We start from the raw sequence: 21,260 nt of genomic DNA on the forward strand, positions 1-21,260 counted from the left end.
CGAGACTCGAGATCGGACTCGGCGGCGGGGGGCCGAGACGTTGTGAGCTCCCGCCGACGACCGGGACTGCCTGCGGGCCCGCCAGGCCTGGGACGAGATGGTGAACGATGACGTCGAGCTCGCCGACAAGAGGTCGCCATAGCCGTCGACGACTCCACGGCCGATCCCGTGCGTCGTGCCCGACCGGAGATCCGGGGACGGGCCCGAATCGCCGGATGCGGTCGGCGCGGTCCCCCGGCGGCATCGGAGTCGTCGACGTCTTCGCGTCCCGGCGTCCCGGCGCCCAGGCGTCCAGAACGAGATGGCCACGTGCGGCCCGTCCCTGACCAACGAGGTCTAAACTGGAATGCGGGCCCGGCGCTCGCATCCGGCCAGGCCCCGGTGAAGAACGACAACCGTCGATGGCGGCAGGTCATCGTCGACCACAGGGCCGAAGCTTCTTCACCGTCTCCCAGGATCCGGCCCGAGAATCGGCAGCCAACACCTGCCAGCACTCCGATGAGCGCAACGGCGACTGCACGAGAGTCGTCCTGCACCCGAACCACGTTGCCCGGTACGGACAGCGTGCGGCTCGCCCGCACGGGCAGGCCGTCACCTCCCACAGAACGGAGCAGAACATGGCAGACGAATTACGAGGGAAACGGATCGCGATCCTGGCCGCGGACGGCGTCGAGCGCGTGGAGCTCGAACAGCCGCGACAGGCTCTGCAGGACGCCGGGGCCACGACCGTGCTGCTCTCGCTGCACGAGGGCGAGATCAAGGCCCGCGAGAACGACCTGGATGAAGCCGGGACATTCCCGGTCGATGCCCTGGTGAAGTCCGCCTCGGCCGACGAGTACGACGCCCTGCTGCTTCCCGGCGGCACGGTCAACCCCGATCAGCTGCGCGTGGACACCGACGCAGTCGGATTCGTGCGCGACGTCATGGCCGCCGACAGATGTTGCGGGTCATGACGTTGTGGACGCTGGCCGGGGATGAAGGAACGGGCCCCTGACCGGCACGATGGGTGGTGCTGAAGCCGTCCATCTCGCAGGAAGAGACCCGTTCCGTGACCCACCGTAATGCCCCGCTGACCGTGCTCGGAAGACAGCGAGCCGTCGCCCAGGTGATCGAGCGTGGTCGGCCAATCGCGCACGTCGCTGCGGAGTTCCACATCGCCCGCTCGACCCTGTCGAAGTGGGTCGGCCGCTACCGGGAGCATGGCGAGCTCGGCTTGCAGGACCACTCCAGCGCGCCAGCGAACCGACCTACACGGCTCCCGGTCTGGGTGCTCGAGCTGATCGAGTTCTGGCGCCGGAAGAAGAAGTGGTCCGCGCGCCGGATCGCCCGCGAACTCGCCGACGCTCACCAGTACCGCTGCTGCGTGCGGACCGTGACTCGCTGGCTGGACCGGCTCGGATTGAACCGGATCCGAGACATCACCCCGGACGGAGAGAACCTCCGCTCACCAGGGAAGATCATCGCCCGCTATCCCGGGCACATGGTCCACATGGACGTGAAGAAGATCGGCAAGCTCCGCGACGGCGGCGGGTGGTGGGCGCATGGGCGAGGGTCCGTGCAGGACAAGAAGAAGCACTCTCAGCGGATCGGTTACACCTACCTCCACTCGATCATCGACGGGTTCTCCCGCCTGGCCTACACCGAAGCACTCGAGGACGAGACCGCCGCAACGACCATCGCGTTCTTCCACCGCGCCAGGACGTTCTTCACCGCGCACGGCATCACGCGGATCTCCCGTCTGATCACCGACAACGGCAGCAACTACACCGCCAAGGCATTCCGACGGTCAACCAGGGCGTTCATCGGCCGGCACCAGCGCACCCGGATCTACACGCCCCGGCACAACGGGAAGGTCGAGCGCTACCAGCGGCTCATGACCGACGAGTGCCTCTACGCCCGCGCCTACAACTCCGAGAACGAGCGGAGAGACGCGATCAGGATCTGGGTCCACCACTACGACTACCATCGCCCCCACACCGCCTGCAGCGATCAGCCCCCAGCCTCACGACTCCATACCGGCGTCGATAACGTCATGGCCAACTACACCTAGAGCATCAGCATCGATTGACATCGGGGTGCGGCCCCGATCGGCTCCACATCCGTGGCCACGGCTGTGGAGCCGATCCCCGGGCCGTCCCGATCCAGGACCGTGCGAGTTGCGCCGCCCGCTGGCGGCCGATGGTCCCCTCAGCGGGGCACCCAGACCGTCATGCCGCCCCGCTGTCGCATCAGCCCCTCCTCGATGGTCGTCAGGACAGTGCTGCCTCCGTGGCGCCGCGCGCCCTCGACGGGCCGTCGCCCAGGCCCACGGTACCGGCGCGGACCTGCGCGCGCTCGAGGGGTCCCCGGGGGAGCTCGGGGTCGACGCACTCCCGTTCCCGTCGGATCCCTTAGCCTCGCTGCATGTCTCCGACCACCGACCCGTCGGCCCCCGCGCCCCGCCCTGAAGACCACTCCGACGAGCCGCCCTCCTCGAGCCGCTTCCAGCGCCTGGACGGGCAGGCGGTGCGCCGCTCGGCCGCGGCGCTCGAACACCGGATCATGACCCGCTTCCCCGATCGCACTCTGTGGGAGGTGTGCCGGGAGGTGGTGGGGCTCGTGGACGAGATCAACGCCGGCACCGGCATCAGCCGCCGACGGGTGCGGCTCGCCCGACTTCTCTCACGGCTCGCGATGCTCGCGGTCGCGCTGTTCCTCGGCGGGGCTGTCGCGCTCGCGGCGGTGGACCTGTTCGCGGAGCGCGACGTGCTGGGCCCGCTGGACGTGCTCCCGCTGCTCGAGACGATCATCAACGACCTCGTCTTCGGCGGGATCGCGGTGTTCTTCCTGATGCGGATCCCCGAGCGGATGGAGCGGGCGTGCTGCGGATCCTGCACCGCCTTCGCTCCCTGGCCCACGTGATCGACATGCACCAGCTGACCAAGGTGCCCGAACGCCTCGAGCGCGGCTCGCGCGCGGACGGCGGGCTGGACCTGGACCGCACGGAGCTGACCCGCTATCTCGACTTCTGCACGGAGATGCTCTCGCTCGTGGGCAAGAGCGCGGCGCTCTTCGCGGAACACACCACGGACGGGGACGTGCTGGATGCGGTCGAGGGCATCGAGGCGCTCACCTCGGACATGGCCCGCAAGGTGTGGCAGAAGATCGGCATCATCCAGCAGCAGGGATGAGAGAAGAGACGATGGACGGGACCGTCCTGCAGGAGACTGTGCGGGCCCGGGCGCTCGAGCTGCCCGCTGCGGCGTTCGAGATGCCCTTCGGTCCGGGCTCCGAGGTCGCGAAGGTGCTCGGGAAGATGTTCCTGCTGCTCACCGAGGTGAAGGGCGAGCCGATCGTGGTGCTGAAGGCCGAGCCGCGCGACGCGGAGGCGCTCCGGTCGACGCATCCGGAGATCACGCCCGGCTATCACATGAACAAGCGGCACTGGATCACGCTGAGCCCCGGCGGGCTCGAGGCGGAGTTCGTGCGCGAGCTCGTCACGGACTCCTACCTGCTGGTCGTCGAGACGCTGCCGCAGGTGCGGCGGCCGGTGGATCCGCAGACCTTCCTCGCCGCGGAGGGCGGCACCGGCTCCTCCTCGACCGACGGACCGGCGGCATGACGGGTCGTGCGGTCCGCGGCCCGGGCTGGGTGCTGCTGGTGCTGGGGGTGCTCTGCGCCGCGTCGCTGCTCGTGCTGCGGCAGGTCACCGTGATCCACACCTGGCACGGGTACCTCATCGCCGCCGCGTCGTTCATCCCGATGCTCGGGGTCCCGCTGCTGGTCGCCGCGCTCGGACTCGTGCTGCTCCTGCGCGCCCGGTGGCGTCTGCTCGCCGCGACGCTCACCCTCGTGCTCGCAGCGGTGACGGCCTGGCCGATGCTGCCCGGACCGGAGCGGTCGGACACCCCGCAGGTCGCCCCCGAGGGGACGCTCACCGTGCTCTCGTCGAACATCGAGTACGGCGGCGCCGACATCGACGAGATCAGCCGTCTCGCCGAGCAGGGGGTGGACGCGATCGCGCTGCAGGAGGTGACGCCGGAGTTCGAGGAGGCTCTCGAGACGTCGGGCCTGCTGGAGGCCTTCCCGCATCGTGTCGGCACCGCCCGCGACGGCGCGGCCGGGACGATGCTGCTCTCCCGCACCCCGGTCGAGCTGGTCGACTCCACGGCGGGCACCGTCTTCGACAACCTCCTCGCCACCACCACCATCGACGGCACGCGCTGGCACCTCGGCGTGATCCACACTGCGCCGCCGCAGATGGGCGCGGAGTCATGGACCGCCGATGCCGCTGCGGTCGGCGAGATGGTCTCGCTGGACACCGAGGAGAACCTGCTGCTGGTCGGGGACTTCAACGCGATCGCGCAGCATCACACGATGCGCGAGCTCATGGCCGACGGCTCCCTGCGCTCCCTCGCCGCCCCCGGAGGGGCCGCGGGGAGGGGCTGTGGGAGCCGACCTGGCCCGTCGGTCGCAGCGTGCCGCCCTTCGCCCGGACCTGCCATGCGCTCGTCGGCCCCGGTGGCGAGGGCCCCGTGCCGAGCTGCCTGACGATCCGGGGCGCCGACCACAAGGCGCTGCGGGTGCAGGTCTCCCCGGTCGCGCAGGGCGGGGTCTGACCTTCCCCGTCCGGACGGGTCAGGCGGAGGTCGTCAGGCGCTCGGGGACCAGCTCGGCGCCCTCGACGCCGGCGAGGAGGCCGGGCGCGATCCGCTCACCACGGCGGACGATCGTCAGGCCGCCGCGCTCCTCGAGGATCACGAGCTCCACCTCGGCGGGGTCGAGCACTCCCCCGATGCGCAGCCGGTCGTGCAGCCCGGCCTCAGTCAGCCCACGTCGGCGCAGGGCCTCTGCACGGCTGCTCCCCTCGAGCATCACGACGCTCGGGCGGCGACGCACGGCCGCGGGCAGGACCGGCGCGATGCGGCGGAACGTCCCCATCAGCGCATCCATCACCATCAGCGTGTTGAGCGCGAGCAGGGCTGCGAGCATCGTCGGCGACTCCCCGAGCATCGAGCGCGCACTGACCCCGCCCACCACGGCGAGCACCACGAAGCTCGCCGTGCTCATCGTCGCCATCAGCCGGGTGCCGGAGAGATGCACCAGCAGCGTGAAGAACAGGTAGAGCACGATCGTGGAGAGCACCACGCCCAGTGCACCGGTCCAGCTGATCCCGAGATAGTCGTGCCAGAGCAGGTCCAGGTCGATCATGTGCGCCATTATCACCAGGCGACGGGGACCTGCCCGGCGGAGGCTCTCAGCGCAGCACGGCGCGGCGCGCCGTTGAGCAGCAGGAGGACGGGGGCGGTCATCCCGGCAGTCTCTCGCGGACGCCGCGGCGGCGGCTCCGGGACGCCTCCCGGACCCGCCGCCGCCGACCGTCGGCCGGCATCCTGCTCGCCCCTGTCGGCCAGGCCCTCGGGGTCAGCCCACGCTCGCGCGCGGCGCGCCGATGCCCGGATCGATCCTCGGCACCTCGCCCGCCCCGGGGCGGATGTCGATGTCGAAGATGTCCAGCGGCAGGTAGACGGTCGCACAGGCGTTGGGGATGTCGACCACGCCGGAGAACCGGCCCTCGATCGGCGCGGCGCCGAGCAGCAGGTAGGCCTGCTCGGCTGACCAGCCGAAGGTGGTCAGGTACTCGATCGCGTGCAGGCACGCCCGCTGGTAGGCGAGGTGCGAGTCGAGATAGCGCTGCTCGCCGTCGAGCGTGACCGAGGTGCCGGAGAAGCTCAGCCACCGCGAGTGCTGCGGGGCGGTGTTCCCGGGCATGAAGATCGCGTTCTCGGCGACGTTGTACTTCTCCATCCCGCCGGGGATCACGTCGACGTGCAGGTCGATGAACCCGCCCATCTCGATGCCGCCGCAGAAGGTGATCTCGCCGTCGCCCTGGCTGAAGTGCAGGTCGCCGACGGAGAAGTTCGCCCCGTCCACGAACACGGGGTAGAAGATCCTCGTGCCGCGGGTGAGGTTCTTGATGTCCTGGTTGCCGCCGTTCTCGCGCGGCGGGGCGGTGCGGGCGCCCTCCCCCGCGACCCGGTCGAACTCGCCCTCGGGGACCCCGCCGAGGATCGCACCGTCCGGCTCGGGCGGCAGGGCGAGTGCCGGCACGCGGTCCGGGTCGGTCGCGATGAGCGCCGCCTCGCGGGAGTTCCACTTCCCCAGCAGCTCCGGCGAGGGGGCGGTGCCCATGAGGCCGGGATGGATCATGCCGGTGAACTCGACGCCGGGGACGTGGCGGGAGGTCGCCCTCTCGCCGCGGAAGTCCCACACGGCCTTGTAGCGTCGGGGAACTGGTCGGTGAGGAAGCTGCCGCCGTTGCGCTTGGCGAAGATGCCGGTGTAGCCCCAGCCCTGCCCCGCGAGCGGGCCGTCGTCCTCCTGCGGGATCGGGCCGACGTCGAGGATGTCCACGATCAGCAGGTCGCCGGGCTTCGCCCCCTCGATGCGGAAGGGCCCGGAGAGGGTGTGGACGGTGTGCAGGGGCGCGGTGGCGATGTCCTCGGCGGAGTCGTCGTTCTTGATGTACCCGTCGAACCACTCGCGGCAGTCCACGCGGAAGGTGTCGCCGGGCCTGACGCTGACGGCCGGCGGGATGTCCGGGTGCCAGCGGTTGTGACCGAGGATCGTCTGCTCGGTGAAGGGCTTCGCGGAGTCGAGGGGGAACACGTTCTGGGGCATGCTTCTCCTTCCACAGCGACGGGTCCGCGGATCGGCCCGCCGGGTCCTGGGCCGCGTTCAGGGACGCGGCAGCCGCGCGTGGCGCGGGTCCGTCGAGGTGCGGGTCGCGGCGGGCCGCGCGCCGGGGACGCGATCGACGACGGCGGGTTCGTGGGCGCTCTTCGCGGCGCGGTCCAGCAGCTGTCCGGCGGCCGAGCCGAGCCGGCCGAGGCGCGGGGCGCTCATCCGCCGACGGGCCGGCGCACCGCAGTCGGGGCAGAGGAGGTCCTCGTCGCGGGCGCTGATGGGCACCGAGCGTTCGTACTCGTGCGCGCCCTCGCAGCGGAACTCGTAGATCGGCACCGGACCCTCCTGTCGCCTGCGCTGCTTCGCCGTGATGCTCATCATAGGCACCTCGCGGCGGTTGCGCCGCCTCCGGCGGCCGGGCGGTCGCCCGGCGGGAATCGGGCGGGAGCGGGCGGGTGCCGGGCGCGGAGCAGGGGCTGTGCGGGAGCCGGGCTCAGAGCGGGAGCTTGAACCCGAGATGGCTCGGGGCGTAGCCGAGCCGGGTGTAGAAGCGGTGGGCGTCCGTGCGGGCGGCATCGGTGGTGAGCTGGGCGAGGGCGGCGCCGTGCTCGCGCCCCCAGCGATGGGCCCACTGCATCAGCGCGGTCCCGAGGCCGCTCCCCCGCGCGTCGGCGGTCACGCGCACCGACTCGGTCTGCAGGCGCAGCGTCCCTCCGCGGGAGAGGGACGGCAGCAGGGTCAACTGGAGCGTGGCGAGCAGCGCGCCCGCCTCGTCGCGCGCCGCGAGCAGGAGATGCGCGGGATCCTGGTCGATCGCCGCGAAGGCCCGGCGATAGGGGCCGAGCTCCGGGGCCTCCCGCTCCCGGCCCAGCACGTCGTCGGCGAGCAGGGCGACGAGCTCGGGCAGGTCCGCCTCGCTCGCGCGGTGCAGGGCGACGGGGCCGGTGGGGAGGTCCAGGATGTCCAGAGCGGTCATGGATGCCATTGTGCGCGTGCCCGCCAGGGGGTGGGCACGCGCTCCGGGTTCCCGTCCTCGGCACAATGGCCTCATGAACGTGTCCCCGTCCTCCGCCACGCCCTTCTCCCCCGGCATGCCCCGCAGCGCGCAGCTGTCCTTCTCGGACCAGCCGGCCTGGATCGTCGCCGACGAGGTGGTGGGCGGCTGGACGCTCCTGATCGGCGGCGTGGAGCAGTCCCACGTCGACCTCGAGGACCCCGCGCGGCTCGTCCACGAGTACCTGCGCCGGATGGGCAACGTGCTGGACCGGGTGCGGCCGACCGGGGACCCGCTGCGCATCGCGCACCTCGGCGGCGGGGCGCTGACCCTGGTCCGCTACGTGCAGGCGACCAGGCCCGGCTCCGCGCAGCTGGTGATCGAGATCGAGCGGGAGCTGCCCACCCTCGTCACCACCGCGCTGCCGCTGCCGGAGGGCACGGAGCTCGAGGTGGTCATCGGGGACGCGCGCGAGGAGCTCGCCGCGCTCGGGGAGCGGGAGTTCGACGTGATCGTGCTCGACGTCTTCTCCGGCCAGGACTCCCCCGCCCATCTCGCCGGGGCCGGGTTCTACCGCGAGGCGCTCGCCCGTCTGGGCGCCGACGGGCTGCTGATGGTGAACGTCGGCGACGACGCGGGGCAGCTCTTCCTCGCCGCGCAGGTGCGGGAGCTCGAGGCCGCCGCGGCGGAGGTGGGCGTGCCGGGGGTGTGGACGCTCACCGATGCGCAGCTGCTGACCCGCCCGGCCGACGGGAACATGGTGCTGCTGGCCGGCGGCGCGCTCGCCTCCCCGGCGGTCGAGGACTGGCGCGCAGCCTGGCTCGCGGCCGGGCCGCATCCGGCCGCCGTGCTGGATCCTCACGAGACCGAGGAGGCCGTCGGCCGCGTCGGCCGCTCCTGACAGGTCGCCCCCGTCTGCCCGCCGCTGCCCGGCCGGTGCAGACGGGCCGGCCCCGCCCGGGACGATGACGGCCGCCGCCCCGGTGACGGGGCGACGGCCGTCGTGGCGAGGTCGGCTCAGACCAGCTCGATGCGGGCGCCGGGGTCGTTCATCACGATCACCGGGGTCACGGTCGGGTGCCCGGCTGCACGGATCGCGGCGAGGTCGGCGCGCAGCAGCGGCGTGCCGGCGACGACGCGGTCTCCCGTCTGCACGAGGGTCTCGAAGCCGTGCCCCTTCATCTCCACGGTGTCCAGGCCCACATGGATCAGCACCTCGACGCCGTCCTCGAGGGTCAGCGCGACGGCGTGACCGGTGGGGAACACGTGGGCGACGGTGCCCTGGGCCGGGGCGAGCACGAGCCCGTCGCTGGGCTCGATCGCGATGCCGGGGCCCATGATCCCCTGGGCGAAGGTCGGGTCCGGCACCTGGTCGAGCGGCACCGAGGTGCCCTCGACGGGCCGGCGCAGGCGCACGAGGGAGGACGCCCGCGACGCGGTGGCGCTCCCGCCTCCCGCCTCGTCGGCGTCCTGCTCCTCGAGGGCGCGGACGTCCTCCTCGGCGACGGGCCGGTCCGTGCCGCTCATGATCCGCTCCATCGCGTCCTTCACGAACTGGACGGAGGTCCCGTAGATCACCTGGACGGAGTGCCCGCCGGGTTTCATGGTCCCGGCGGCGCCCGCGCGCTTCAGCGCCGCCTCGTCGACCTTGGAGACGTCCGCGAGCTCCATCCGCAGGCGCGTCGCGCAGTTCTCGAGGTCGGTGATGTTCGAGGCGCCGCCGAGGGCGGTGAGGAAGGCGGTCGCGGTCGCGGCGTACCTGCCGTCGCTCGCGGCGTCCTCCCCCTCGACCCGGCCGTCGAAGGAGTCGTCGCGGCCGGGGGTCTTCAGGTCGAACCTGAGGATGATCCAGCGGAAGGCGAGGAAGTAGACGGCGAACCAGAAGATGCCCATCAGCGGGATCGCCCACGGGTTCTGCGCCATGGGGTTCACCCAGCCGAGGACCAGGTCGATGAACCCGCCGGAGAAGCCGAAGCCCATCCGCACCGGCAGCAGGGCGCTGATCGCCATGGAGATGCCGGTGAACAGCGCGTGGAGCAGGTACAGGCCGGGGGCGAGGAACATGAACGCGAACTCGAGCGGCTCGGTCACGCCCACGAAGAACGCGGCGACGGCGCTGGAGAAGAGCACGCCCGCGGCGACCTTGCGCCGCGAGGTCTTCGCGGTCACGTACATGGCCAGCGCCGCGCCGGGCAGGCCGAACATCATGATCGGGAAGAAGCCGGTCATGTACTGGCCGGTGACGCCGTAGGTGCCGGAGCCGTCCAGGAAGTTGCCCAGGTCGTTGATGCCGGCCACGTCGAACCAGAACACGGAGTTCAGCGCGTGGTGCAGGCCCAGCGGGATCAGCAGGCGGTTGAGGAAGCCGTAGAGGCCCACGCCCACCGGCCCGAGCGTCAGGATGAACTCGCCGAAGGCGACGAGGCCGGAGAACACCAGGGGCCAGATGAAGAACAGCGCCAGGGCCAGCACGAGGGAGAGCCCGGCGGAGACGATCGCGACGGAGCGGCGGCCGGAGAAGAAGGCGAGCGCGTCGGGCAGCTCGGTCTCCTTGAACCTGTCGTAGGACCAGGCGCCGATCAGGCCGCACAGGATGCCCACGAACACGTTCTCGAGGTTCGAGAAGGCCAGGTTCACGGCATCGGGCTCGATGCCCTGGAACAGGGCGACGTTCTCCGGGGACAGCAGCGTGGTCACGACCAGCCAGGAGACGAGGCCGGCGAGCGCGGAGGTGCCGTCGGGCTTCGTGGCCATGCCGAGCGAGACGCCGATCGCGAACAGCAGGGGGAGGTTGTCCAGGAGCGCGCCGCCGGCGGTCTTGAAGAAGACGCCGACGAGGTTCGCGTCGTTCCCGGTGGCGGTCAGGATCCAGTAGCCGATGCCGCTGAGGATCGCGGCGACGGGGAGGACGGCCACGGGCAGCATCAGCGATCTGCCCAGGCGCTGGAAGAACTTCATCAGGGCCTCTCAGGAGGGAGGGGCACGGCGGATCCCGCGGCGAGGCCGAGGGGCGGGGTGCACCCGGTGGTGGTCAGGGTCGGTGCGGGGCGCGGTGGTTCCCGCTCCCCGGTCCGGGATCGCGCCGACGTGCGGTGGCGGCGCGGCAGGACCTGCCAGGCGCCCGTCGGACCGGCGGCGTCGCCGAGGTGGGTCCCGGTGCGGGGGCCGACGGCATTCTCGGGCCGCGTGGACGTTATCACGCCGGCGTCCCCGGCCCCGATGGCCGGCTCCGGGGCCGGCACGCACCCGCCGGCTCCCTCTCCTGCTGTGCATACAGCCGCAGTCCGCCAGCACAGAGATCCTCGCGGACCTCGCTGAAACACCCCCTCTCTGCATACACTCATGCCATGCGGGCCAGTGACCGCGCCTACACAGCGCTGCGCGAGGAGATCATCGACGGCTCCCTCGCGCCCGGCACCGTGCTGGGCGAGGTCGAGCAGTCCCAGCGCCTGGGCCTCTCCCGCACCCCGCTGCGCGAGGCGCTGGCCCGGCTGGTCTCCGACGGGCTCGCCGAGCCCGCCGCGGGCCGCGGGATCGTCGTCAGCGCCGTCTCCCTCGACGAGGCCGCCCCGCTGTTCGACCTCCGCATCGCGCTGGAGACGCTCGCGGCCCGCCGCGCGGCGGAGCGCATCGCACGGTCCGACGGGACGTCCGGCGCGCGGGGCGGGGCCGACGCCTTCGCGGCTCTCGCCGACCGCTTCGAGCAGGCGCGCGGCCTCCTCGCCGCCGGCACCGACCCCACCGCCTACTACGCCCTGACCCGTGAGCTCGACGCCGCGCTGGACGCCGCCTGCCAGAACGCTTATCTCGCCGAGTCCCTGCGCGGCCTGCGCCTGCACCTGGGCCGGCTGCGACGCCTGGCGCGCAACTCCCCGGACCGCCTCGCCGACTCCGCCCGCGAGCACGCCGACATCGCCCGCGCGATCGCCTCGGGGGATCCCGAGCTCGCCGCGGCGAGCACCCTCGTCCACCTCCGCCGCGCCCTCGCCCACCTGCAGGGCGCAGACCCCACCGACCCCGCCGCACCCGCCCACCAGGAGACCACCGCATGATCGACCACGACGTCCGCGTCCACCGCTCCGAGGAGAACCTCGCCCACGAGGACCAGCTGGCCTGGAGGATGGCGCAGGTCGCCGTCGACCCGGTCGAGGTCGAGCCCGAGGTCGCCGAGATGGTGATCAACCGCGTCATCGACAACGCCGCCGTCGCCGTCGCCTCCCTCACCCGCGCCCCGATCGTCTCCGCCCGCGCCCAGGCGCTCAGCCATCCCGCCCCCGCGGGCGGCACCGGCTCGAGCGTGTTCGGCCTCGAGGCGCGCACCTCCCCCGAATGGGCCGCCTGGGCCAACGGCGTCGCCGTGCGCGAGCTCGACTACCACGACACCTTCCTGGCGGCGGACTACTCCCACCCCGGCGACAACATCCCGCCGCTGCTGGCCGTCGCCGAGCACACGGGCCGCACCGGCGCCGAGCTGCTGCGCGGCATCGCCACCGGCTACGAGCTGCAGGTGGACCTGGTGCGCGCGATCTGCCTGCACGAGCACAAGATCGACCACGTCGCCCACCTCGGCCCGTCGGCCGCCGCCGGGATCGGCACGCTGCTGGGCCTTCCTGCGGAGACGATCTTCCAGGCGATCGGGCAGGCGCTGCACACCACCACCGCCACCCGACAGTCCCGCAAGGGGGAGATCTCCACCTGGAAGGCGCACGCCCCCGCCTTCGCCGGGAAGATGGCCGTGGAGGCGGTGGACCGGGCGATGCGGGGCCAGACCTCCCCGGTCCCGATCTACGAGGGCGAGGACGGGGTGATCGCCTGGCTGCTGGGCGGCCCGGACGCCCGCTACACGGTGCCGCTGCCCGGGCCGGGCGAGGCCAAGCGCTCGATCCTGGACACCTACACCAAGGAGCACTCGGCCGAGTACCAGGCGCAGGCCTGGATCGACCTGGCCCGTCGCCTGCACGCCGAGCACCCCGAGCTCGCCGACCCCGGCAGCGTCGACTCGATCCTGCTGCGCACCTCGCACCACACCCACTACGTGATCGGCTCGGGCGCGAACGACCCCCAGAAGTACGACCCGACCGCGTCCCGGGAGACGCTCGACCACTCGATCCCGTACATCTTCACGGTCGCCCTGCAGGACGGGACCTGGCACCACGTCGACTCCTACGCCTCCGAGCGCGCCGCCCGCGAGGACACCGTCGCGCTGTGGCGGAAGGTCACCACCGAGGAGGACGCGGAGTGGACCCGCCGCTACCACTCCCTGGACCTCGCCGAGAAGGCCTTCGGCGGCGAGGTCGTGATCACCCTGGCCGACGGGAGAACGCTGCGCGACGAGATCGCGGTGGCCGATGCGCACCCCCAGGGCGCCCGGCCCTTCGCCCGCGCGCAGTACATCGACAAATTCCGCTCCCTCGCCGACGGCGTGCTCGAGGAGCGCGAGATCGCCCGCTTCCTCGACGCCGCGGAGAACCTCGCGGAGCTGCCCTCCGGGCAGCTGCATCGCCTGAACGTCCTGGCCGCTCCGGGCGTGCTCGACCCGTCGGCCGCCCCGAAGGGACTGTTCTGATGCTGTCGAGCACCCGCACCCCCGCCCAGAAGCGGCAGGACCTGCGCTCCCTGCTCACCCCCGGCGCCGCCGCCCCGTTCCCTGGCGCGTTCACACCGCTGTCCGCGAAGCTGATCGAGGAGAAGGGCTTCCCCGGCGCGTACATCTCCGGAGCCGTGATCGCGAACGAGCTGGGCCTGCCGGACATCGGCCTGACCACCCTCAGCGAGGTCGCGACGCGCGGCGCCCAGATCGCCCGCTCCACCGACCTTCCCTGCCTGATCGACGCCGACACCGGCTTCGGCGAGCCGATGAACGTGTCCCGCACGATCCAGGAGCTCGAGGACGCGGGGCTCGCGGGCTGCCACATCGAGGACCAGGTCAACCCCAAGCGCTGCGGGCACCTGGACGGCAAGACCATGGTCGACCTCGACACGGCGACCAAGCGGATCCGCGCCGCCGCCGACGGCAGGCGCGACCCCGGCTTCCTGGTCATGGCCCGCACCGACCTGCGTGCGACCGACGGCCTGCCCGCCGCGATCGACCGGATGAAGGCGCTGGTGGACGCGGGAGCCGATGCGATCTTCCCCGAGGCGCTGGCGGACCTCGGCGAGTTCGAGCAGGTCTGCGCGGCGCTTGACGTCCCGGTGCTCGCGAACATGACCGAGTTCGGGAAGTCGCAGCTGTTCACCCGTGAGCAGCTCGCCGAGGCGGGCGTCGCGATGGTGATCTACCCGGTCACCCTGCTGCGCGCCGCGATGGGCGCGGCCGAGCGGGTGCTGGAGACGATCCTGGAGACCGGCACGCAGGAATCCCGTGTTCCGGAGATGCTCACGCGTGCGCGGCTGTACGAACTGGTGGACTATGAGTCCTACAGCCGCTTCGACGCCTCGGTCTTCGACTTCGAGGTCCCCGCCGCGCACGGCACCGACCCGCACGCCCCCGACCGGACACCGCCGTCGACGAAGGAGTGAGCCCCATGAACCATGCCACCGACACCTCCGAGATCAGGAAGGGACTGAACGGCGTCGTCGCCGACGTCTCCGCGATCTCGAAGGTGAACCCCGAGACCAACTCGCTGCTCTACCGCGGCTATCCCGTCCCGCAGCTCGCGGCGACACAGTCCTTCGAGGCGGTCGCCCATCTGCTGTGGACCGGGGAGCTGCCCGAGGCCGACGAGCTCACCGCGCTGCAGGAGCGCTTCCGCGCCCACCGCGGCCTCGACCCGACGGTCAAGCAGGCCCTCGATGCGCTGCCGACGACCTGCCACCCGATGGACTCGGTGCGCACCGCCGTCTCGGTCCTCGGAGCGCTGGACCCCGACGCGGAGGACTCCTCCCCCGAGAGCGAGCTCGCCAAGGCCGAACGGCTCACGGCGCAGCTGCCGGCCGTGATCGCCTACGAGCAGCGTCGGCGTCGGGCCGGGGGACCGACCGAGCCGGTCCCCGCCCGCCAGGACCTCGACCACTCCCAGAACTTCCTGTGGATGACGTTCGGCGAGGAGGCGGCGCCCGAGGTGGTCGACGCCTTCCGCGTCTCGCTGATCCTCTACGCCGAGCACTCCTTCAACGCCTCGACCTTCACCGCGCGCGTGATCACCTCGACCCTCGCCGACCTCCACTCGGCCGTGACCGGGGCGATCGGCGCGCTCAAGGGCCCGCTGCACGGCGGGGCGAACGAGGCGGTCATGCACACCTTCGACGAGATCGGCATCCGTCCGGAGGAGTCCGGCGCCGAGGCGAAGGAGCGGGCGAGGGCCTGGATGGAGGACGCCCTCGCGCAGAGGAAGAAGGTGATGGGCTTCGGCCATCGCGTCTACAAGCACGGCGACTCGCGCGTGCCCACCATGAAGCAGGCTCTGGACGCGATGATCGCCCACACCGGCCGCGACGAGATCCTGGGCCTGTACGACGGGCTCGAGCAGGCGATGGACGAGGCGAAGGGCATCAAGCCGAACCTCGACTACCCCGCCGGTCCCGTCTACCACCTGATGGGCTTCGACACCGAGCTGTTCACGCCGCTGTTCATCGCGGCGCGGGTGACCGGGTGGACGGCCCATGTGATGGAGCAGCGGGCGTCGAACGCGCTGATCCGTCCGCTGTCGCAGTACGACGGGGTGGACGAGCGGCCGGTCCCCGGCGCCTGATCCGGCCGGTGCCGCGAGTCCTGGCGCTCAGGAGCCGGGGAGGTCGGGCAGGGCCGCGGCGGCGGCGCGGATGTGCTCCGCGGTCAGCCTCGCGGCCTCCTCGGCCTCCCCCGCCCGGAGCGCGTCGAGGATCTCCCGGTGCTGGGCGCGGAGCATGTCGGCCATCGCGTCCCAGTCCTCGACCTTGGTGAAGGCCTCGAGGATCGGCGCGCGCAGGGAGGCGCGGATCGCCCCGGTCATCTCCGCGAACAGCGCATTGCCGCCTGCGCGGGCGATCGCGACGTGGAACTCGGTGTCCGCGTCGTTCAAGTCCTCGCGACTGACGCCGGGACGGTCCATCCTCGTCAGGAGCTCCTCGAGCTCCGCGAGCGCCCCCGCGTCCGCGCGCTCCGCGGCGAGCGCGGCGCTGGCCCGTTCGAGCAGGATCCTCGTCTCGACCACGTCGTGGACGGGGAAGTTCGCGAGGGCGACGTGCAGCCGCAGGAAGCGCTCGAGGGCTGCGCGGGGCAGCGCGGCGACGAAGGTGCCGGCCCCACGTCCGGAGCCGACCTCGGAGCGGAGCACCCCGTGGGCCTCGAGCACCCGGATCGCCTCGCGCACCCCGGTGCGGCTCACCTGCAGCCGGGAGGCGAGCTCCCGCTCGGGCGGGAGCAGGTCCCCGACGGCCAGCGCACCGCTCATGATCTGGTCCTCGATCGCGTCGATCACCAGCTCGTGGGTGCTGCGACGGGACACAGGACCCCAGGCCGCACCGCCGGCTCCGGCCGTGCTCCGATGCGGTCCGACCTCCGAGTGGTGCGCGTTCTCGACCATGGGCCCGTTCTAGCACGGCTGGCTCTGCGATCGCACGGCCCGCTCTCCCCACCGGACTGCGCAGGACGCATCCCGTCCCGGTCCGCTCCGGTCCCGTCCCGTCCCGTCCAGGGGGTTGCCTCGCCGCCGCCCTGGCCCTACGATCGCCATGTGGTCGGACCACACCGTGGTCTTCCGCTCCCTCTCCCTCACGACTCACCAGGCACGACATCGACGGCGATGCAGTGCAGCACCGCCGCTGACGTGTCTCGGAGGTTCCCATGTACACCCCAGACCTCGCACCGCTGGCCGGCAGCCTGATGCTGTCCTCGCTCGTCGCGATCCTCCCCCTGCTGACGATCTTCGTGACCCTCGGAGTGCTGCGCTGGAAGGCGCACTGGGCAGGCCTCTCGGCACTGGCCGTCGCAGGCCTGGTCGCCGCGCTCGTCTACGGCATGCCCCTGGACCTCGTCGCCCTCTCCGCCTCGCAGGGGTTCGCCTTCGGGCTCTTCCCGATCATGTGGATCGTGCTGAACGCGATCTGGCTGTACGAGCTCACCGTCCGCAGCGGACGCTTCGAGGACCTCCGCCTGGTCATCGACAGGATCTCCGACGATCCCCGGGTCCAGGCGATCATCATCGCCTTCTGCTTCGGCGGCCTGCTCGAGGCCCTCGCCGGCTTCGGCGCCCCCGTCGCGATCACCGGCGTGATGCTGATGGCGGTGGGCTTCACCGCGATGCGCGCCGCGACCGTGGTGCTCATCGCCAACACCGCCCCGGTCGCCTTCGGCGCGATCGCGATCCCGATCATCACCGCCGGCAACCTCACCGGCATCCCGTACCAGCACATCGGCGCGATCATCGGACACCAGGCGCCGTTCCTCGCCGCCGTGGTGCCGCTTTTCCTCGTGCTGCTGGTCGACGGTCGGCGCGGGGTGCGCCAGCTCTGGCCGCTCGCGCTGGTGGTCGGCCTCGTCTTCGCGATCAGCCAGTACGTCTCCTCGAACTTCATCTCCGTCGAGCTCACCGACATCATCGCCTCCCTCGCCGGGCTCGGCGCCGCGGTGCTCATGCTGCGCGTGTGGAAGCCCGTCGGTGGGAAGGACGCCCTGGCGAACATGCACCGCGAGCGCGAGACCGAGCAGGCCGACACCCCGCGGGACGGGGCCGGCGCCGTCGCGGCCGCCACCCGCACCCGACCCGACACCGCCCTGACCTCGGGCCGCGTGCTCATGGCCCTGTTCCCCTACCTGCTGGTGATCCTGGTCTTCTCCGCCTCGAAGCTGGTGCCGGCGCTGAACTCCTTCCTCGCCTCGACGGATCTGAAGATCCACTGGCCGGGTCTGGACGGCCGGGTGCTCACCGCCGCCGGGGAGGTCTCCACCAGCACGGTGTACACCCTCCAGTGGCTCTCCTCGCCGGGCACCCTGCTGCTGCTGACCGGGATCGTGGTGGCGCTCGTCTACCGACTCGGCGCGCGGGACGCCGTCGACGTGTACGTCACCAACCTCGTGAAGATGCGCTGGTCGATCCTCACCGTCGCCGCGGTGCTCGCGCTCGCCTACGTCATGAACCAGTCGGGGCAGACGATCACCATCGGCACCTGGATCGCCGGCACCGGCGCCGCCTTCGCCTTCCTCTCCCCGATCCTGGGCTGGCTCGGCACCGCGGTCACCGGCTCGGACACGAGCGCCAACGCCCTGTTCGCGACGCTCCAGCAGACCGCCGCCGAGAAGGCCGGGCTCGACCCGGCGCTGCTGGTGGCCGCGAACACCTCCGGCGGTGTGGTCGGCAAGATGATCAGCCCCCAGAACCTCACCATCGCGGCGACCGCCGTAGGCCTGGTCGGCCAGGAGTCCGCGATCTTCCGCCGCGTCATCTGGTGGAGCCTCGGCATGCTCATCGCACTGTGCCTGCTGGTCGGGCTGCAGTCGAACGTGCTGTCCTGGATGATCCCCACCCTCTGACCCGCTCCCGCTCGCCCCGATACGACCGCCCGACACGAAGGAGGACCCATGGTCCAGCGTCAGATCCCCCGCCCCTCCGAGCTCCTCGAGCTCATGAAGTTCAAGAAGATCGACCTCGACCCCAAGCGGCGACGGCTCTCCTCGGCGCTCACGATCGAGGACCTGCGCACGATCGCGAAGCGACGCACTCCCGCCGCGGCCTTCGACTACACCGACGGCGCCGCCGAGCGGGAGATCTCGATGCGCCGCTCCGTCGAGGCCTTCGAGGACATCGAGTTCCACCCCTCGATCCTGAACGACGTCTCCTCGGTGGACACCACCACCCAGATCCTCGGCGGCAGCTCCGCGCAGCCCTTCGGCATCGCCCCCACCGGCTTCACCCGCCTGATGCAGACCGAGGGCGAGATCGCAGGTGCCTCGGCGGCCGGCGAGGCCGGTATCCCCTTCACCCTCTCGACCCTGGGCACGACCTCGATCGAGCACGTCAAGGAGGCCAACCCGCTGGGTCGCAACTGGTTCCAGCTCTACGTGATGCGCCAGCGGGAGATCTCCTACGGCCTGGTGGAGCGCGCCGCCGAGGCCGGCTTCGACACCCTCTTCTTCACGGTGGACACCCCCGTGGCCGGTGCACGGCTGCGCGACTCCCGCAACGGCTTCTCGATCCCGCCGCAGCTCAGCCTCGGCACCGTCGTCAACGCGATCCCGCGCCCCTGGTGGTGGTGGGACTTCCTGACCACGGCGAAGCTCGAGTTCGCCTCCCTCTCGGAGACCGGCGGCACCGTCGGGGGGCTGCTGAACTCCGCGATGGATCCCTCGATCGACTTCGAGGACCTCGCCGAGATCCGGAAGATGTGGCCCGGGAAGTTCGCGGTCAAGGGGGTCCAGACCCTCGAGGACGCGAAGAAGCTCGCCGACCTCGGCGTCGACGCGGTCGTGCTCTCCAACCACGGCGGCCGCCAGCTGGACCGCGCCCCCGTGCCCTTCCATCTTCTGCCCGAGGTGTCCCGCGAGATCGGCAAGGACGTCGAGATCATCCTGGACACCGGCATCCGCAGCGGTGCCGACATCGTCGCCGCGATCGCGCTGGGCGCCGACTTCACGATGATCGGCCGCGCCTACCTCTACGGGCTCATGGCCGGCGGCAAGGAGGGCGTGGACCGCACCATCGAGATCCTCGCGAGCCAGGTCGAGCAGACCATGAAGCTGCTGCAGGTCCCCACCCTCGCCGATCTCGGTCCGCAGCACGTCACGCAGCTCGGCCGCCTCACCCGCCTCGGCGAGGAGGAGCACCGCTCCCGGGTTCTCTGACCGGCCCGTCGCGGGGCACGTCGGCCGGTCCGACGCGCCCCGCCGCACGTGTACATCAGCGGCGCGGAGTCCTAGGGTCGAGCCATGACCCCCGACGACGCCGCCCCTGCCGCTCCCTCCCTCGACGACCGCCGCGCCCCGGACATCAAGCCGCGCAGCCGCACGGTCACCGACGGTCTGGCCGCCACCACCTCGCGCGGCATGCTGCGCGCGGTGGGGATGGGCGATGCGGACTGGGACAAGCCCCAGATCGGCATCGCGAGCTCCTGGAACGAGATCACCCCCTGCAACCTGTCGCTGGACCGGCTCGCCCAGGCCGCGAAGGAGGGCGTGCACTCCGGCGGCGGGTACCCGCTGCAGTTCGGCACCATCTCGGTCTCCGACGGGATCTCGATGGGGCACGAGGGCATGCACTACTCGCTCGTCTCCCGCGACATCATCGCCGACAGCGTCGAGACGGTGATGCTCGCCGAGCGGCTCGACGGCTCCGTGCTGCTGGCCGGCTGCGACAAGTCCCTGCCGGGGATGCTGATGGCCGCGGCGCGCCTCGATCTCGCGAGCGTCTTCGTCTACGCGGGCACGATCATGCCCGGCCGCGCCGCACTCTCGGACGGCACCGAGAAGGACGTGACGATCATCGACGGCTTCGAGGCCGTCGGCGCCTGCGCCCGCGGGCTGATGAGCCGGGAGGACGTCGGCCGGATCGAGCGCTCCATCTGCCCGGGCGAGGGCGCCTGCGGCGGCTTCTACACCGCGAACACCATGGCGACGGTCGCCGAGTCGATCGGCATGTCGATCCCCGGCTCGGCCACTCCCCCGTCGGCCGACCGGCGCCGCGACGCCGACGCGCGCCGGGCGGGCGAGGCCGTGGTGGGGATGCTGAGGCAGGGCATCACGACCTCCGACATCATGACCAAGGCCGCCTTCGAGAACGCGATCAGCGTGGTCCAGGCCTTCGGCGGCTCGACCAACGCAGTGCTGCACCTGCTCGCGATCGCGCACGAGGCGGGCGTGGACCTCACCCTCGAGGACTTCGCCCGGATCGGCGCGAAGGTGCCGCACCTCGCGGACCTCAAGCCCTACGGCCGCTACGTCATGAACGACGTCGACCACGTGGGCGGCATCCAGGTCGTGATGAAGACGCTGCTGGACGAGGGCCTGCTGGACGGGGACTGCCTGACCGTCACCGGCCGCACGATCGGCGAGAACCTCGAGGTGCTGAAGCCCCGCCCGGCCGACGGGACCGTGCTGCGCCCGGCGACCGCGCCGATCGCCCCGACCGGCGGGATCACGATCCTGCACGGCTCGCTTGCCCCCGAAGGCGCGGTGGTGAAGTCCGCGGGCTTCGAGGAGGACGTCTTCGAGGGCACCGCGCGCGTGTTCGAGCGGGAGCAGCATGCGCTGGACGCGCTGAACGACGGCACGATCGACCACGGCGACGTGGTGGTGATCCGCTACGAGGGCCCCAAGGGCGGGCCGGGCATGCGCGAGATGCTCGCGATCACCGGCGCGATCAAGGGCGCCGGGCTCGGCAAGGACGTGCTGCTGATGACGGACGGCCGCTTCTCCGGCGGGACGACGGGCCTGTGCGTCGGCCACATCGCCCCGGAGGCGGTGGACGGCGGGCCGATCGCGTTCGTGCGCGACGGGGACCGGATCCGCCTGGACGTCGATGCGGGCACCCTCGACCTGCTGGTCGACGAGGCGGAGCTCGCCGCACGGCAGGAGGGCTGGGAGCCGCTTCCCCCGAAGTTCACCAAGGGCGTGCTGGGCAAGTACGTGAAGCTCGTGAAGTCCGCCTCCCGCGGCGCGATCCTCGGGGACTGAGCGGAGCGGGGACGGC

General features: G+C 71.7%; 19 protein-coding genes and 1 pseudogene. 14 read left to right on the forward strand and 6 right to left on the reverse strand.

Annotation, left to right across the window (positions count from 1 at the left end):
* Positions 1-617 precede the first annotated feature (617 nt).
* The 6 genes from L3K22_RS12070 (at position 618) to L3K22_RS12090 (ending at position 4,530) form a co-directional block, all read left to right on the forward strand.
* Positions 618-953, forward strand: a complete 336-nt coding sequence (locus L3K22_RS12070; protein WP_308445931.1) for a DJ-1/PfpI family protein — start codon at positions 618-620, stop codon at positions 951-953.
* 95 nt (positions 954-1,048) lie between these two features.
* Positions 1,049-2,050: an IS481 family transposase gene (locus L3K22_RS12075; protein ID WP_263311586.1), complete on the forward strand. Its 1,002-nt coding sequence runs from the start codon at positions 1,049-1,051 to the stop codon at positions 2,048-2,050.
* 353 nt (positions 2,051-2,403) lie between these two features.
* Positions 2,404-2,901, forward strand: coding sequence for a hypothetical protein (locus L3K22_RS16750; RefSeq protein ID WP_373318050.1), 498 nt, complete (start codon positions 2,404-2,406; stop codon positions 2,899-2,901).
* Entirely contained in the window at positions 2,898-3,170 is a 273-nt protein-coding gene (locus L3K22_RS16755; RefSeq protein WP_373318051.1) for a hypothetical protein, read from the forward strand. Before L3K22_RS16750 ends, L3K22_RS16755 begins: the two co-directional genes overlap by 4 nt.
* A gap of 11 nt (positions 3,171-3,181) precedes the next feature.
* On the forward strand, positions 3,182-3,601 hold the full coding sequence (locus tag L3K22_RS12085; RefSeq protein ID WP_263311587.1) for an MmcQ/YjbR family DNA-binding protein: 420 nt from the start codon (positions 3,182-3,184) through the stop codon (positions 3,599-3,601).
* Positions 3,598-4,530, forward strand: a complete 933-nt coding sequence (locus L3K22_RS12090) for an endonuclease/exonuclease/phosphatase family protein (protein WP_263311588.1) — start codon at positions 3,598-3,600, stop codon at positions 4,528-4,530. Before L3K22_RS12085 ends, L3K22_RS12090 begins: the two co-directional genes overlap by 4 nt.
* An 87-nt stretch (positions 4,531-4,617) precedes the next feature.
* Here L3K22_RS12090 and L3K22_RS12095 read toward each other — a convergent pair whose 3' ends face one another.
* The 4 genes and pseudogenes from L3K22_RS12095 to L3K22_RS12110 all read right to left on the reverse strand — a co-directional run bounded on the left by L3K22_RS12095 (position 4,618) and on the right by L3K22_RS12110 (position 7,641).
* Entirely contained in the window at positions 4,618-5,190 is a 573-nt protein-coding gene (locus tag L3K22_RS12095) for a YetF domain-containing protein (RefSeq protein ID WP_263311589.1), read from the reverse strand.
* Between the two features lie 213 nt (positions 5,191-5,403).
* A pseudogene (fmdA, locus tag L3K22_RS12100) lies at positions 5,404-6,659 on the reverse strand (formamidase).
* A gap of 57 nt (positions 6,660-6,716) precedes the next feature.
* On the reverse strand, positions 6,717-7,043 hold the full coding sequence (locus L3K22_RS12105) for an FmdB family zinc ribbon protein (protein ID WP_308445932.1): 327 nt from the start codon (positions 7,041-7,043) through the stop codon (positions 6,717-6,719).
* 115 nt (positions 7,044-7,158) lie between these two features.
* Entirely contained in the window at positions 7,159-7,641 is a 483-nt protein-coding gene (locus L3K22_RS12110; protein ID WP_263311590.1) for a GNAT family N-acetyltransferase, read from the reverse strand.
* 73 nt (positions 7,642-7,714) lie between these two features.
* Here L3K22_RS12110 and L3K22_RS12115 point away from each other — a divergent pair, with 73 nt between their 5' ends.
* A complete protein-coding gene (locus L3K22_RS12115; protein WP_263311591.1) occupies positions 7,715-8,560 on the forward strand; it encodes a spermidine synthase in 846 nt (281 codons plus the stop codon).
* 116 nt (positions 8,561-8,676) lie between these two features.
* Here the strand turns inward: L3K22_RS12115 and nagE are convergent, their stop codons facing one another.
* Entirely contained in the window at positions 8,677-10,617 is a 1,941-nt protein-coding gene (gene nagE, locus L3K22_RS12120; protein WP_263311592.1) for an N-acetylglucosamine-specific PTS transporter subunit IIBC, read from the reverse strand.
* 389 nt (positions 10,618-11,006) lie between these two features.
* On the opposite strand from nagE, the gene L3K22_RS12125 reads away from it, so the two are divergent.
* From L3K22_RS12125 to L3K22_RS12140, 4 genes are read left to right on the forward strand one after another with little or no spacing between them, the layout of a single operon-like run.
* Positions 11,007-11,711, forward strand: coding sequence for a GntR family transcriptional regulator (locus tag L3K22_RS12125; RefSeq protein ID WP_263311593.1), 705 nt, complete (start codon positions 11,007-11,009; stop codon positions 11,709-11,711).
* Entirely contained in the window at positions 11,708-13,225 is a 1,518-nt protein-coding gene (locus L3K22_RS12130; RefSeq protein ID WP_263311594.1) for an MmgE/PrpD family protein, read from the forward strand. The genes L3K22_RS12125 and L3K22_RS12130 overlap by 4 nt, the downstream gene beginning before the upstream one ends.
* Positions 13,225-14,178 carry a methylisocitrate lyase gene (prpB, locus tag L3K22_RS12135; protein ID WP_263311595.1) on the forward strand — a complete coding sequence of 318 codons (954 nt, stop codon included), beginning with the start codon at positions 13,225-13,227 and terminating at the stop codon, positions 14,176-14,178. The genes L3K22_RS12130 and prpB overlap by 1 nt, the downstream gene beginning before the upstream one ends.
* Before the next feature lie 5 nt (positions 14,179-14,183).
* Positions 14,184-15,350, forward strand: a complete 1,167-nt coding sequence (locus L3K22_RS12140; RefSeq protein WP_263311596.1) for a bifunctional 2-methylcitrate synthase/citrate synthase — start codon at positions 14,184-14,186, stop codon at positions 15,348-15,350.
* 27 nt (positions 15,351-15,377) lie between these two features.
* On the opposite strand, the gene L3K22_RS12145 is transcribed toward L3K22_RS12140, so the two are convergent.
* Positions 15,378-16,163 (reverse strand): FadR/GntR family transcriptional regulator, encoded by a 786-nt coding sequence (locus L3K22_RS12145; protein ID WP_263311597.1) that lies wholly within the window; start codon positions 16,161-16,163, stop codon positions 15,378-15,380.
* A gap of 260 nt (positions 16,164-16,423) precedes the next feature.
* Here L3K22_RS12145 and L3K22_RS12150 point away from each other — a divergent pair, with 260 nt between their 5' ends.
* The 3 genes from L3K22_RS12150 to ilvD all read left to right on the forward strand — a co-directional run bounded on the left by L3K22_RS12150 (position 16,424) and on the right by ilvD (position 21,244).
* Positions 16,424-18,109, forward strand: a complete 1,686-nt coding sequence (locus L3K22_RS12150; RefSeq protein ID WP_263311598.1) for an L-lactate permease — start codon at positions 16,424-16,426, stop codon at positions 18,107-18,109.
* 48 nt (positions 18,110-18,157) lie between these two features.
* Positions 18,158-19,417, forward strand: coding sequence for an alpha-hydroxy acid oxidase (locus L3K22_RS12155; protein ID WP_263311599.1), 1,260 nt, complete (start codon positions 18,158-18,160; stop codon positions 19,415-19,417).
* 84 nt (positions 19,418-19,501) lie between these two features.
* Positions 19,502-21,244, forward strand: coding sequence for a dihydroxy-acid dehydratase (gene ilvD / locus L3K22_RS12160; RefSeq protein WP_263311600.1), 1,743 nt, complete (start codon positions 19,502-19,504; stop codon positions 21,242-21,244).
* Positions 21,245-21,260 lie beyond the last annotated feature (16 nt).

This window comes from Brachybacterium atlanticum (assembly GCF_025669985.1).
Classification (GTDB): domain Bacteria; phylum Actinomycetota; class Actinomycetes; order Actinomycetales; family Dermabacteraceae; genus Brachybacterium; species Brachybacterium conglomeratum.

Excerpts from the sequence above, each read along its gene's own strand:
- L3K22_RS12095 (WP_263311589.1), bottom strand. The coding sequence starts at position 5,190 with ATGATCGACCTGGACCTGCTCTGGCACGACTATCTCGGGATCAGCTGG.
- L3K22_RS12155 (WP_263311599.1), top strand. The coding sequence starts at position 18,158 with ATGGTCCAGCGTCAGATCCCCCGCCCCTCCGAGCTCCTCGAGCTCATG.
- prpB (WP_263311595.1), top strand. The coding sequence starts at position 13,225 with ATGCTGTCGAGCACCCGCACCCCCGCCCAGAAGCGGCAGGACCTGCGC.
- L3K22_RS12150 (WP_263311598.1), top strand. The coding sequence starts at position 16,424 with ATGTACACCCCAGACCTCGCACCGCTGGCCGGCAGCCTGATGCTGTCC.
- L3K22_RS12085 (WP_263311587.1), top strand. The coding sequence starts at position 3,182 with ATGGACGGGACCGTCCTGCAGGAGACTGTGCGGGCCCGGGCGCTCGAG.
- nagE (WP_263311592.1), bottom strand. The coding sequence starts at position 10,617 with ATGAAGTTCTTCCAGCGCCTGGGCAGATCGCTGATGCTGCCCGTGGCC.
- ilvD (WP_263311600.1), top strand. The coding sequence starts at position 19,502 with ATGACCCCCGACGACGCCGCCCCTGCCGCTCCCTCCCTCGACGACCGC.
- L3K22_RS12140 (WP_263311596.1), top strand. The coding sequence starts at position 14,184 with ATGAACCATGCCACCGACACCTCCGAGATCAGGAAGGGACTGAACGGC.
- L3K22_RS12090 (WP_263311588.1), top strand. The coding sequence starts at position 3,598 with ATGACGGGTCGTGCGGTCCGCGGCCCGGGCTGGGTGCTGCTGGTGCTG.
- L3K22_RS12105 (WP_308445932.1), bottom strand. The coding sequence starts at position 7,043 with ATGAGCATCACGGCGAAGCAGCGCAGGCGACAGGAGGGTCCGGTGCCG.
- L3K22_RS12145 (WP_263311597.1), bottom strand. The coding sequence starts at position 16,163 with ATGGTCGAGAACGCGCACCACTCGGAGGTCGGACCGCATCGGAGCACG.
- L3K22_RS12130 (WP_263311594.1), top strand. The coding sequence starts at position 11,708 with ATGATCGACCACGACGTCCGCGTCCACCGCTCCGAGGAGAACCTCGCC.
- L3K22_RS12110 (WP_263311590.1), bottom strand. The coding sequence starts at position 7,641 with ATGACCGCTCTGGACATCCTGGACCTCCCCACCGGCCCCGTCGCCCTG.
- L3K22_RS12115 (WP_263311591.1), top strand. The coding sequence starts at position 7,715 with ATGAACGTGTCCCCGTCCTCCGCCACGCCCTTCTCCCCCGGCATGCCC.
- L3K22_RS16750 (WP_373318050.1), top strand. The coding sequence starts at position 2,404 with ATGTCTCCGACCACCGACCCGTCGGCCCCCGCGCCCCGCCCTGAAGAC.
- L3K22_RS12070 (WP_308445931.1), top strand. The coding sequence starts at position 618 with ATGGCAGACGAATTACGAGGGAAACGGATCGCGATCCTGGCCGCGGAC.
- L3K22_RS12125 (WP_263311593.1), top strand. The coding sequence starts at position 11,007 with ATGCGGGCCAGTGACCGCGCCTACACAGCGCTGCGCGAGGAGATCATC.